Genomic DNA, 14,707 nt, shown 5'->3' with positions numbered 1-14,707 from the left:
TAATCAACCCTTTTCAATATGAAGAAACAGATATTAATATTACTTATTTTCCTAACTCTGTTGAGTACAAGGATGTTATCTTGTGATTTTGATTTTACGGTAACGCAACATCCAAGTAATTGGAATCAGGCGATATTGACTATTACAAATATCAATAATGCGAACTGCATTCCTTTAGTTCGGATTGATAAGGGAAATGGAACTTTTCGAAATCTTTATAACGCTCAAGTTGGATCAAGTATCACTTTGACTTTTTACTATTCAGGAAGACATGAAATTTGTGCAAAAGGGTTAGATATTAATTATTATTGGTACACTCCATGCGCCACAGGTTATACATGTACAGAACGTTGTCGTAATGTAATCCTTCAAAAATCGAACGGAGACTACGGGTGCTGCGATGATAGAATTTCTGTACCGGATTTGTCTTCAGGCCAATCGATGTTATCTGATCAGGGACAGTTTGCAGTAGACCAAAATAATGGGGAACTTGTATTTATGTCATATAGTGATTGTGTTGATGATATTTCACTTGGTTGCATTAGTTTAAAGGAGGATTTAGAATCAAATCCCGGAGTAATACATACAGAAGCAAAAATGCTCTCAGATGTATGGAATTATGATTATGAGGAGTATCCTTTTGAGTTTAACGGATCATCAACCGCAGGCCAAGCTGATATTGAAAGGTTCAAGGATCACGCGAATCAATATGAAACAGGCGAAAGAAATAAATGGAGAGTTAGGGCATCTTACCTTTACGATCATTCACTAGATGATGATCTTCTGGCTAACCAAACAGGTAGCAATTACAAAATGTTTGATCGGGGAACTTTTGGCTATGTTCCTTTCGATTGGGATAATCCAAGTGTAAGTGCAAGTGGAGATTGGTTTGCGACTTCACGCATTGATAAAAGATCAGCAAATGGTCAACCTGAAGAGGAAGTTAATGCCAGTGATATAGTAAGCTCAGCTTTGTATAAGTCATACGATAACTCCAAAATTTCAGCAGTTTTTCAAAATGCTCAAAAGGATGCCGTTTACTATCAGGATTTCGAGAATGAATATGTAATACCTGATCATACCATTACTCCTGTTGCTGAATCGACCCTTGATAACGGTGCTTATTATAACACTGTAGATGGTGTTATTGAAACTCAATTTGCTCATACAGGTACAAAATGTATGAAACTTTATGACTTGCATTCTAATGCTAGTGGAGGAACATCTGTAGATGCCTTTGTATTGAGAAAAAAGAATCAGGATGCTCAACCTGTAACAGCTAACGTTATAAATTCCGGCTTGACTACACGTATGTGGGTTAAATCAAAAGGGAATAATTTTATATACAATAATAACCTTGAGTTATGGGCTGTTGAAGTGAATAGTGATTGGACAGTTACCTCTACTGTAATTAAAAAGCAATTTAATATTATCAAGTGTGTTTCAGGATGGTGTCTTGTTGAAGCTATAATTGAGCCTACTGATCTTCAGTCTCAAGGTTTGTCTTTAGGCTCTGAGTTGTCTATTGGTCTTCATTATGATAATAGTAGTTCTATAAATGCACACATTGATGATGTTGTTATCAAACCCTCTCTATCTTCTTCAAGTTGTTATGTGTATGATCATGCAGGTAGATTGAATGCTGTATTTTCTGATCAGCATTTTGCTAAAATTTATCAGTACGACAGTGGAGGGAATTTGAGAAGAATTCTTGTAGAGACAGAAGAAGGAATGCAAACAATCTCCGAAGGAGGTAATAACCAAAAAGGTATATCAAACTGGTAACTATGAAAACTTGCCTTACAGTAATATTATTTAACCTGATGACATTGTTTGGAATGACTCAAATATTGACTCCTTCCTATGAAGAGAAGTGTTTTGATAAGATTGTCAAATACTCTGCCTTTGAAGAGTTGAAAACAGCGAATCAATGTATAAGCTTCAATCTTGTGAATAGGGGGTATTTGAATGATAATCAGGAGTATGAGACTATTGCTAATGTCAGTTACAATGGTAAAAGCATTGTTTTTGAAAATGAATTGATCTCTGTTTACAATGTTGACTCGATTCAGGTTACCGCTCTGCATGAGGATGAAAAGCTAATTTTCAAGTACGTAGATAAAAAAGAAAATGCAGTTTATCCAGAAGAGTATAGTTTTCAATCGGTTTTGGATTCTGCAAGGAGAAAATTTGATCTTGTAAAGTTTCAGGAAAGTAAATCAGCTATATCATGGGCTTTGCAGATGAAAGAAGATGCCTTTGAAAATGTTGAGTTATTAAAAGTAGAGTCTAATGTCAATTTGAAATATAATACTGTAACCTACAGTAAAATGATTTACAAAGACCCTGAAACTGACTTAGTGATGAAGGAATACATTTTAAATAAGTTTCATGATGGACAATGTCATTCACAAGTAACCTTAAATACACTGTTAAAAAAATACTCCGATTACAACATCATTAACCTTACACAGAAAAAACTTCAATAACTATGAAGCTATTATATAAACTTACTCTAATAATTGTCTTTTCTACACTCTCTTTATCTGTTTATCCTCAGGTAATTAGTGAGAAGTTGCTTACTAATAGTGGGGGGCTACCTACGGTGAGCTTTTCTGTGAGTGATCCATCATCTCTAGCTAATTCTTATAACCAAATAATAGATAATTATCAGAAGATAAAAGTTGAATTAGCTACAGATGTGGGTTTTGTAACACCAGGCTCAGGTAGTTGGAATGCTTCTGTTTTTATCGAAATAAAAGATAACGGAGGTAATGTTGTAAAAAGTGGAACATTGAATATTGGAGGTGTAGTAAATAGAACAAAGAGTGTGATTGAGTATGAAGTTTCTAGTTATGGGAGTTATTCAGTAGAATTCAGCAATATTTCTAAAAATAATTTCAGTCAAAAAGCGATTGTAAAGGTTTTCAAAGAAGACAACTTTGAAATATCCGGAAAGGATTCATTCACAAATTCAAAAATAGAGCTTGTCGGTCTTAATGCCAGTTGTGTAAATAACCATAATGGTGCTTGTAACAGGATTAATTTGAAATGGGATGACTTTAATTATTCTGATCCAAGTGTAGGGTTAAACACTAAATATCATTTTGAAAAATACGAGGTTGAGATAATCAAAGCAGAACCAGGTATAGAAAGTGATGGAAATGGAGGTTATAACATAATATGGGATTACAATTGGAAAAACGCTACCCGAGTAATTTTAGACGACAATCAATACTCTTTTACTCCTATTGATGGCAGGGGGCTTTATGCATGGAGAGTTAGAGGGATTGGTAACAAGTTTGACGAAGAAGAGAGAATTAACAATTATTCTGATTGGACAGGGGGAGGAGATATAGCTAACGATGTACAGGGGGCTAGTACTCACTTCACTTTAAATACTTCAGGCTCTCCTTCATTGACGTTAACTTATAATTCATCATTATCGAGTTACTCATTAGGCTCAGGTTCGCAGAGTTCAGGTTACTTTTTTATTGATGCAGCCTTTGATGATGATGTCAACTGGAAATATAAAAAGGTCAATGTCGAGCACGGTAAATCAAGTGAGTCAATTACCTATGCAAATGGTCTAAATCAACCTATTCAGAAACAGAGCAGGATATCTTCTGGTAATTATGTAATGAAACAGGAGTCTGCTTATGATCATATGGGAAGACCGTCACTATCTGTATTACCTAGTCCTGTGGAACAGCATTATTTGGGATATGACGGATCAGTAGCAACAAAGAACGGAAACCCTCTTACGGCTCAGGATTTTGATACCGATGCCAACACTTTTAATCCTTTAACTATTGATAATACATCGGCTGCAAGGGAGTATTACAGTGATAATAACGTAGACCAGCTTTCTTCAGAAGTAATTCCTGAAGCTGAAAATGTGGTTTCGAGAACGGTGTATAAAAACGATCCTTCAGGACGAGTTTACAAGAAATCAACTCCGGGAAAAAACCTCGAAATAAATAATTCTCTTGATCCACTTGATAATCATAATACAACCAACATTTACGGAACTCCGGCCCAATCTGAACTAGATCGCTTATTTGGTAGTGAAGCTCCACTTGCTAAAAACACTTACAAGGTTCTTTCGATTGATCCAAACGGGGTTAGAACAATGAAATATTACTCGAAGAGCGGGAAAATGCTTGCCAGTTTTCTTGACAATGATGTAGTTCTGGATAATTTATTGGGAGTTGGAGGTAATAATTTTTTGGATATTTATGGTAGTTTACCTGAATCAGCTAACTCAGGTCAAGAGAATTTTAGCTCAACCAATATTGTTGTTTCTGGCGGACAAAGTGCAGAAATAAACGGAAACAATGTTGATAAAGTAACTCCGGTTACTCTCAATTATTCATTTACACCGGCTTCATTTGGAGTTGAATGTAATGGTTGTAGCGATTGCGGATACTGTTATTCTTGCAGCTATAAAGTTGATATAAGCGTTCGATCAGTTGAGTTCCCCGATGATCCAGATCGAAATGCTACGCTTTCTTTTGTTGTAGGGCCATTTGATAACTGCGGTGATATTACCCAGCTGAATAGTTTTGGAGCTATAGGAAATTTAGCAGCACTAAATAACAGCGTTGTTACTTCTGTTGATGGAGCAAATTGGCTGTTCAATCCTGATGGATCAGTTAATAACTCAATACACTTTTCAGAATTATCTCAGTTATCAGGTATAGCACCATCTCCCAAAGTTTACCTTCCAATGGGATCTTATGTTATTGAGCGGAAGGTTAAAGTTTTTAACGGGGATGGAGTACTTGAAGATGCAATACAAGATTTAACTACATCATTTGAGGAGATGACGCCTGATGATAACTGCTGCGGCCCTTTTACTCCAGATGAATTTTCTTGTCCAGACGAAGGTTCATTTACTTGTGATGGTGATAATTACGCTCAGCAACTCGATGATTTAACACAAATGGTGATCGATATTGCAGATAAAGAACAGAATTATCTTTTAGATAATGGTAACGACTATACCGATTACCTTGAAATTGCTCCCGGAGACCTGACGAGTTACAATTTGTTGCAAAGTGGAGGTTTTAATGATGTTAATGATTGGTTGGATTTCTTGATTTGTGATAAAGGAATGACACCCAGTGAAATCATGTCGTGTATACTGGCTTATGAAGAAATGCTCAATGGGAATATCCAAAAAGTGGAAATGTTGAGTCAGGGAACAGGAGGGAGTGCAACCGGACCATCTACACCGGCTCCATCACCAAATCAACACCTGGACGTTATGAAAAACTTTTTCGACTGTATAGGATCTGACCCTTATGGTAAAGTTTGTGGAAATTATTTTGATATCGTGCAATATACACCTGGAGGGAACAGTCCAGAAGAGCAGAACGCTATTGCAGTTATGCAGAATGACCCCTTTGCAAAAATTATCTACTATCATGACGGAGCAATTACATCATATTCTTTACCTGCTCCTTTAACGCCATACTCAAGCCAGATAAATCAAGTGTCGGTTTCTGTAAATTCGACCAGCACTACTGATCAATCAGAAATTAAAAACTGGCAATGTATCAACACGAACCTCTATCCCTCTGCAGTTCAAACAAGCGGGACTGAAGCAGAAATAAGGAAAGAGTTAGCAAAAAATGCCTGTGATTGTCTCAAAGGGTTAAATGATCCTCCAAGCGTACCAACTATAGATGGTAGTCAGAGCACCACTTCGGCTATTGATGAAATGATCGAGAAGTGTGAAGAGGCTTGCGAGGCTAAAAGGCTATCTTACGAAATGGCCATTAACAATGAAGAGCAGGCTGTTAATTTGGAAACTAATCCTAATTTATATGGGCCTGAAGCAAATGGCTGGAATGATATATTCTCTCCTGAAGAAAGAGAGTGTATTGAAAATAACTTAGCTCTGACTTGTCTCGAAGGGTGTCAAATGGAGGTTATTAAGAAAGTAGCTGAGCTCGAAGAAAAGAACTGTACCAATTGTGGTAGTGGTGGATCTAATTGTACTACCGATTTTTGTGATTTAGTGGATAACTGTCCCAATTGCCCGGGCGGACTTACTGTGGATTGCGTTAGTGATGCAGCCAGTAATAGTTGTATTACTGATGAAGTGATCAATGAACAGGAGGCATATAAGCGTTCTCTACTATATACTCCTAAAATAAAGAGGGTAGCTAATCCACCAAGTGTACCTGAATACTCTCAAGCAGGTGAAGTTGATGTTGTACAAGACGATATTATTAATTTTATTCATTCATCATGGAATGAAGAACTCAAAGGAAGTTATCGCCAGGCAAACTCTATGTTACTGGCAAATTATCCGGGAGGAGGTGGAAACCCTTTTGATCCTCGAATTCATCCAAATGCATCCTATGGATCAAACTTAAGATTTGTCCAACAAACAGATGATTATTTCTACGATCTTGAGGGAGTGAATTCTGGTTATTATGCTAATTTAACTGTTGTAACTTCAGTTATTTATGACCCCGGATCTGATCCAAATGATTTTTCTGATGATCAAATCACTGAAATTAATTTTGCTTTCCATTGCGACAATGCCAGTACAAACTGGAATTCAGATCATAAAGTTTCCTGGTCATTCTTACCAGATCCTAATGTGACCTGCCCTATTTTTAGTAATGGTAGCCTCACAGAAAACGTAACGCAAACTGCTTTGGTCGATCTCTACTTTGATGATTACCAAATCATGCATGCTGTCCCTAAAGTTAATGGTTTTTGTAAAGATCATCCTTCATGGTACTATTATCAGAATCTTTCAGATAATGATAACATGTTAAAGGCTACGGTAAACGTAGGGAGCGGATCTACAGGTCAGAGCCTTCAGCTTGAAATGGGTCAGGAAACCCAGGTTAATAGCAATACCGTATTGACAAACCTCAATTATATCACTGATAATGCTGTTTCATGGCAAACTTCTGGTTTTGAACAGGATATTGTAGATGAAATCAATCAAACATGGAGCACACCTAATGTATTTGCAGAACATGCAGGTGGAAGTTCTGTTGATATTGTTGTAAAGGCAAGATCATCAGATGATTTTAGTGGAACTACCTGGAAGTTATTAAAGAGTGGTAATGTACCTGCTACAATTGGGAATAACGGTGAATTTGAAGTGGTCAATTATTATTATAACCTTCCATATTTATTAGGTGATCTTGCACCTGTATGTGATTTAACATACATTGATGATATACCACTGGGAGATTGTCCTTACGGGTACGATTTGGTTGAAGGGGATTACCATGGAAGTGAATTGACACCCTCGAATTTATCAGAATTTAATGATAAAGTATCTGACTTTTGGAAAGATGCATTAGAGGATCTAGTTATCAATAGACCGTTTCATCGAAATGTGTGTTCCACATCCACAACTGAGAGAGGTTATGAAACGGTTAGAGAAGTTGACCTATTCAGAAAAGATCAAAACTTTTTAATAAATGGAGCATATTACAGAGCTATTGTAGAAGTTTATGGAATGACTCATGATCAAATTGACGTTTCTACAGGAAATTCTATATCTCCAGTAGGTTTTATTTCTAAAACAATTGAAGGAATCAGGTTCAGGTTAGAGTGTAAAGAAGAGAGAGAGCCAATTGTTGATTATTTTTTAGGAGACTCAGCCTGTACACAGTACTCGAGTTTTCCTTATTCAAGCGGACCTTTAACAATTTCCGGAAACTCTTCAGGTTCTCCTTTTCCTATGCAGTTTAATGGTTGGGAATATTTCTTTGATGATATAAGGCTTGATCCTGTCAATGATTTTCATGTAGTGTTTGAGGTTAATCAAAGTAACATTAATCAGTTAAATAGTCCTTCGTCTTTTTTCTATAATCAATCACAAGGATCTAATCCAAATGGATTAGGATGGTATACTATAGTTGATGAAGAACATTATGGTTGGGGTGATGATTTATCTGACTTTGTGGATGGAGATAGCCCGTGTAACTCTGTAAATGCCTGCGAAATCTGCCTCCGTTGGGAGTTCAAAGATCCCGATGAAAAAGAGCCGTTACCTGAGGTAGAGCCGATTACCTGTGAGGATGATCTTGCGAATTATGTGGCCAATCAAACTTTTGATTATCTCTCATCATGTTTAGAAACGAAAAAACAAGCTCTTATTGCAAGTTATAATAATGATTGTATTGCCAATATGGATGATAACCTGTCTTATACGTATCAGGTTAACTACGATGGCTATACACTCTATTATTATGACAGGGCCGGTAACCTTATTTCTACTGTACCGCCTGAAGGAGTGAATACGTTGAATCAATCACAGATTAATCAGGCCCAGGATTACAGGCAAAATGGGTTAAATCCGGTTTTCCCCCAGCATGACAATGTAACGGAATACCGCTACAATTCTTTGAAACAGGTTGTTTGGCAAAAGACACCTGATGGAGGCGTGACAGAGTTTATCTACAACTACAAGAAAAAGTTGAGAATGAGCCAGAACGCACAACAAAAAATCGATAACAAAGCCTCTTTTACCATTTATGATTATTTAGATCGGGTGATAGCTTCCGGTGAGGTAGAGTTTAGCTCAGTAAATAATTTCAGGACCTACTACAAACCATTAGTGGAAAATGATTCTTATTATCCCTATACAGGGTCTAGTCTTAATAGCTTAGCAAATGGAGTTGCAAGTGTCAATAATGTAACAAAAACATTCTACGGGACAGATAACACTGTACAGGTAACTGACCCTGCATCTAGTGGTTTAGGTACTATAACTCTTGAAAACGTAAGAAACAGGATTTGGAAAACAGAATCTATTGATCAAATAGATCCTAATCATCCTGTAAAAACATATTATAGTTATGATATTCAAGGCAATGTAAAATTGCTAATAAAAGATATTTACCCACTTGGCTTTAGAACTATTGAGTATGAATATGATCAAATAAGTGGAAATGTAAACATGGTAAAAGTCAATAATTACGGTGGAAATATTGGAGATGAATCTTTTTTCTATAAATACGAATACGATGCTGATAACCGTATAACGAATGTGCAAACTTCACTCAACGGGGAAGTTTGGGATGAAGACGCTTCTTATGAGTACTATAAACACGGCCCCTTATTTAGGAAACAGCTGGGTGAGTATTCAGTACAGGGAAATGATAATGCATACACGGTTCACGGCTGGCTCAAGAGCATGAACCATTCACTTTTCCAAAATGATCCCGGTAGAGATGGTTTCTATGCAGCTAAGTTCAAAGTAGATGAAATTACACAGCCTGGTCCTTCTATATCTTCTATGAATTTTAAAGTTTATGGGATAGGTAATGTTGATGCCATAAGTTCTACATTATACCTCGATGAGCTAGATTCAGTAGATATCGCTACTGAAATTGTGGAGCAGATCAACAGTATCGGCAATGCAGGTGATGGCCTTTGGGCGAGTAATAATGGAGGAACTTCAAATATTATTACAGTATACACTAAAACGATGGCCGTTTATGATGGTGGTACTTATTCAAATTTCAATATAACCCCACTCAGTTTGTTCGAGAAAAACCACTCAGCAGCACCGGATGAGTACGCTATGGAATTAGGCTATTACAACGGAGACTACCAACGTGAAGGCTCAAATATAGGTGGTTATTACACCTCGGGAGGTAGCCCTGTAAACGCTTCAGATCAAATGCCTGTATTCAATCAGTCCGGATCTCCATGGGAAGATAAATTCGATAATCTCTATAACGGGAATATTCGCTACTGGGTATCCAACACAAGAGCCGGTCAAAACACAGGAGGAAGTAACTACGCCATAGGCGCTAAACTCAATATGTACAGCTACGATTACTGGAACAGAATTCGCAGTAATACCTTACAAGAGCTGGATTTACAGGCCACCTCACATTATTCAAACACAGGCGTATTTGATTCAGATTATGGATACGACCTGAACGGCAACCTTCAGGAGTTGAGCAGGAGCGATGGCCAGGGAAACACCTTTGATGAATTAGAATACAACTATTCAGATCCGGCCAGCCTCAACAAACTCACCAGCGTAGAAGACAATGCTACCGCATCAGCAGGAGATGACTTTCCTTCCTCCACAACAGCAAATTATGATTATGACGCAATTGGCAACCTGATACATGATAGTGGAGAGAACCTCGATATTGAGTGGAATCCAAACGGCAAGATCAAACGCGTGATCCTTAATAATAGAGGCATTACACTCGAGTTTAGATATGATGCCTCGGGAAATCGTATAATGAAAATAGTTTCAGATGCAGGAAGAATTATAAAAACCATATATTTGAGAGATGCTCAGGGTAATGTACTGATGGTTTACAAATACGAAGAAGATATAAGGAAAGGAATTCACAATATAAGCTTGAATGAAGTGAATATCTACGGCTCATCGCGGGAAGGGAACTACCTGGCCGATGAAGAAACGTGTATAAACTGTGCACTACCGGATCCAGTATCTAAAAATACACCTTCAGTTTACAGCAACACTTATGGTAGAAAACAATACGAAATCAGCGATCATTTGGGTAACGTAAGAACCGTAGTCACTGATCGTAAACAACAAGCCGCGGGCCGTTGGTACAAGAATCACCACTTTGATCATAACCAGTCTCATGGATGGTCTTCAAACAACGGAGCTGTATTCCAAAATGGACGAATGGAATTACTTAATGGAGGAGACTTATCTACAAAAGCATTTAGTTCATTATCCACTGGAAATTATGCAGTAGCGTATCGTGTTGTATCCGGACAAGTTAAAATATCAACAAATCTACTCATTTCTCAAACTACTTCGAGTGGTAGTTATTTAACATCCGATGGCTTTATGGGCCCTCAAAACTGGAGTATTACTTTTGAGAATGTTGGATCTACTCCTGCATATGTTGATGATATACAAATAGTTAAAGTTGGCAGTGACAAACTAAAAGCAGAAGTGGTTTCATGGCAGGATTACTATCCCTTTGGTATGATGCAACCCGGGCGTGTTTACAACTCTCCTGAATATCGTTATGGCTTTAACGGGATGGAAAGGGATGATGAGATAAAAGGATCGGGAAACTCTTTAGACTTCGGGGCTAGAATATATGATCCTCGTATTGGAAGATGGTTGAGTACAGACCCTGCACAGCAAGATTATCCTTTTGCTAGTCCTTATAATTTTGTTTTAAATACTCCAATTCAGGCGATTGATCCCGATGGGAAAAGAGTCTATTTTGTTGGTGGTGCAGGAAATGATCAAGATGGATGGAATTATAAGCAGCGGTTTAATGATATATGGGAAAGCAAAGGAATACAGGATGTGAGAACCATGAGTGCTACTCATGGCAAAATGGGGGATATCTTGTTCACGCATGAATTTAAGAACTTCAGTAAGGGCATGTTCGATAAAGTCACCTCTGACATGATTCAAGCCACTGCCAATGCGATAGTAGAAGATTTAGCAGCTAATCCACTCGGAGAAGGTGAACAATTAAATTTAGCAGGATACAGTTACGGAAGCGTTCTTCAGGCTCATGTAGCTATAGAGTTAGCAGATCGAGGAGTACAAGTAGATAACCTCTCTCTTGTTGGTAGTCCTATATCAGATGAGTCAAGTTTAATGGAAACATTGAAGGAATATCAGGCTGATGGAAAAATCGGGGGAATACAGAGGATAGATATTGAAGGGGATAAATTGAGTAACCCTTCTAATGAATTTGAATATTATGAGGGTGCTTATGATTCTTCCCCGATAGGTGAAGGAGATGATGCCCCACATTTTGACCTAGCTCGTCCAGGTAAAGAAGCAGATAAGAAGATAGGCGAAGCTGCAGATAAGCTAAAATCAGAAGGTGTAAAATGACACTAGAAAAAATCCCATATAAATGGCTCTCTGTTGTCTTCCTTCTACTAAGTGGAGTACCAGTATACTTCTTAAGTACCTTAAGCAAGGGGAATTTTCTTGCAGGTCCAGTTAGCATATTTATGTGTATTCCTTTGATTTTGGTTCAAGGTATAATTGCATTCTTTGTTTGGAAAAATGGTAAACGCTATAGTAGAAATCTAGCTATTACTAGTATTAGTTTGTTGATCCTTGGTTTTGAAATTTATCTGTTGTTTAAATACATGACAGAAATAAGTTGACTTCGAGAATATGGTAAGAAAAGCTCAGGCTTTACAGTTTGGGCTTTTTTAATGCGTAAAAGGAAAGCACCTTATTGATCTGTGTTGCTTGTTGAAGAACCATAAAGTGACCACCTTTTTCTATCCAGTGAACGTTTGAAGCTTTTTTAGCAGGAATTAATCTGTCATTGGTTCCGTGAATCCTGAGTAAATTAGAAGGTTTTACAACCAGGTCAGTACTCAAAATTTTATCAATTGACCATTTTAAAAGCTTGGGATTAGTATCGGAAATGATAGACTTCAGAAGCTTTTTATTAGCGGAAGTATTAATGCCAAATAGCCAGTACGTTAATGACATGGGAGGCTTCAATCTTGAAAATGGGATAAGTCGGTGTAAATGAGTTTTGGAAATCAATTGAATAAAAGGATGTAAGTCTGTTTTATTGGTAAGCGAGGAAATTAAAATCGTTTGCTCAGGAGCTAATAATCTTGAAAGCTCACATGCGATCAAGCCCCCAAAAGATAAACCCAATAAAACAAATGGTTCTGAATTATCAATTTGGGTGGATAGCCTTTGGGAGTAGCTGCTTAAGCTCTCTTTTACTTTAGGCTCTATCCAGTCCACATGAATTAGTTCGAAACCGAACTCTATATTTTGAAAAGCTCTTTTGTCTGCGCCTAAACCACTGATGCAATAGCATTTCATAGTGACTTACTTCGCAATATTCTCCTGAAAGAACTGATTGAACTTTTTAGTGGTGAGCATTTTATCCACGATCTTCAGGACCGTTTGTCTGTCGTCCTCGTCCAGCTCGTTGAAGAGCCTGTTTTGTTCGGCCGCAGATTTATCTTCTAAAGACACCTCAGAAGGGATGTCGCCCTCATAGTTGACGATCTGATCAATGGTCATATCAAAGCGCTTAGAAAGCTTCTGCAGCTCTGAAACCTTTACTTCTCTCAAACCCTTCTCCAGTTTAGAATAAGACGACTTATCCAAACCGAGTTCGGCCGCAAGCTCCTTTTGGAGCAGGCCTTTCTTCTCGCGAATCTCTTTAATGTTCTCACCAATGGACATGCTACAAAGGTAGAGATATACTCAATTTTTAGCAATAAGTGGAAAGAAAAGAGAAAATACAGTTGAGAAATAATAAACCAATCTTTACTTTTGCTGTGGAAATAATCTCAACAAAAAGTTGTAGCTATGGCAAAAAAGTTCAACACTACAAACCCGGAAAGCTTAATCTACCAAAACGATCTACTCAAACTCACCGTGCTTGGCGGAATCAAACTCGAAGGCTTGGACAGGATGCGCAGCACTTTGAAAATCGAACTCAAAGAAAGCAGCGTTCCACCCGTGCGGCACAACTTAGACCTGTACAACGACAACCAGACCGAGAAGCTAATCAGGAGAGCCGCAGAAAAGTTAGAGATCGGAACCAGTGTACTTGCTGCGAGCATGGCCGAGCTCACCGGCCAGTTGGAAGAATACCGGATGAAGCAAATCAAGGAGAACGAACCCAAACCCTACGAGCCGCCCAAACTGAGCAATGATGAACGCAAGGAAGCCGAAACTCTCCTGAAATCTGAAAACCTACTTGAAAGAACCAACGAACTGATCGGGCAAAGCGGAGTAGTGGGAGAAGAAATAAACCGCCTGATCATGTTCCTGATCTTCACCAGCAGGAAACGAGAACAACCCTTGCACATAGTCAGCCTTGGAAGTTCAGGAACCGGAAAAACCCACCTGCAGGAAAGAGTTGGGGAACTGATGCCCGTAGAAGATCGCATTGAAATAACCACATTATCAGAAAACGCTTTTTACTACTTCGGCCAAAGAGAACTGAAAAACAAACTGATCTTAATCGAAGACTTAGACGGAGCAGAAAATGTGCTTTATCCACTCAGAGAATTACAATCCAAAAAACGAATCAGCAAGACAGTAGCCCACAAGAACACCAAAGGAGAAACCAAAACCCTGCACCTCATAGTAGAAGGTCCGGTAAGTGTGAGCGGTTGCACCACCAAAGAACAGATCTACGAAGACAATGCCAACAGATCCTTCCTCATTTACTTGGATGAAAGCGAAGAACAGGACAGCCGGATCATGGACTACCAGCGAAAACTAAGTGCAGGAAAAGTAAACACCGAAGCAGAAAGAGCAGCCGCAAAACTCCTCCAAAATGCACAGCGATTACTTGAACCGATCAAAGTAGTAAACCCGTTCGCTGAACTGCTGCAAATCCCCAAAGAAGTCTTTAAGCCCAGGAGAACCAACAACCACTATTTGCAATTTATCGAAGCCGTCACCTTTTACCACCAACACCAGCGAGAACAAAAAGCAGATGAAGAAACAGGCGAAATCTATATCGAAACCACTTTAGAAGATGTAGAAGCCACCAACCAGCTATTAAAAGAAATCCTGCTCCGCAAATCCGATGAACTCAACGGAGCTTGCAGAAACTACTTAGAACAGATCAAATCCTACTTGGAAGTAGAAAACAAGAAAACCTTTACCAATCGAGAAATCAGGAAAAAGCTGAGAATAAACGACAGCAACCAAAAACGGTGGACAATCAGCCTTGTGAACAACTACTACTTA

Annotated in this window: 6 protein-coding genes; 4 read left to right on the top strand and 2 right to left on the bottom strand. The window is 38.3% G+C overall.

What is annotated here, in order from left to right:
• Window positions 1–18 precede the first annotated feature (18 nt).
• Genes F3059_RS00030 through F3059_RS00020 form a run of 3 tightly spaced genes read left to right on the top strand, consistent with a single transcriptional unit; the run spans window position 19 to window position 11,848 of the window.
• A complete protein-coding gene (locus tag F3059_RS00030; RefSeq protein WP_151165883.1) occupies window positions 19–1,785 on the top strand; it encodes a hypothetical protein in 1,767 nt (588 codons plus the stop codon).
• 2 nt (window positions 1,786–1,787) lie between these two features.
• Window positions 1,788–2,489 carry a hypothetical protein gene (locus F3059_RS00025; RefSeq protein ID WP_151165882.1) on the top strand — a complete coding sequence of 234 codons (702 nt, stop codon included), beginning with the start codon at window positions 1,788–1,790 and terminating at the stop codon, window positions 2,487–2,489.
• Between the two features lie 2 nt (window positions 2,490–2,491).
• Window positions 2,492–11,848: an RHS repeat-associated core domain-containing protein gene (locus tag F3059_RS00020; RefSeq protein ID WP_151165881.1), complete on the top strand. Its 9,357-nt coding sequence runs from the start codon at window positions 2,492–2,494 to the stop codon at window positions 11,846–11,848.
• 312 nt (window positions 11,849–12,160) lie between these two features.
• Here the strand turns inward: F3059_RS00020 and F3059_RS00015 are convergent, their stop codons facing one another.
• Window positions 12,161–12,814, bottom strand: coding sequence for an alpha/beta fold hydrolase (locus F3059_RS00015; protein ID WP_151165880.1), 654 nt, complete (start codon window positions 12,812–12,814; stop codon window positions 12,161–12,163).
• 6 nt (window positions 12,815–12,820) lie between these two features.
• A complete protein-coding gene (locus tag F3059_RS00010; protein WP_151165879.1) occupies window positions 12,821–13,183 on the bottom strand; it encodes a helix-turn-helix domain-containing protein in 363 nt (120 codons plus the stop codon).
• A gap of 126 nt (window positions 13,184–13,309) precedes the next feature.
• Here F3059_RS00010 and F3059_RS00005 point away from each other — a divergent pair.
• The coding region (locus F3059_RS00005) for a hypothetical protein (protein ID WP_151165878.1) at window positions 13,310–14,707 on the top strand (1,398 nt) is incomplete at its 3' end.

The organism is Salibacter halophilus, from assembly GCF_008806325.1.
GTDB classification, from domain to species: Bacteria; Bacteroidota; Bacteroidia; order Flavobacteriales_G; family Salibacteraceae; genus Salibacter; species Salibacter halophilus.
Note: the sequence above shows the minus strand (reverse complement) of the source record. Positions and strands in the feature narration are given on the sequence as shown.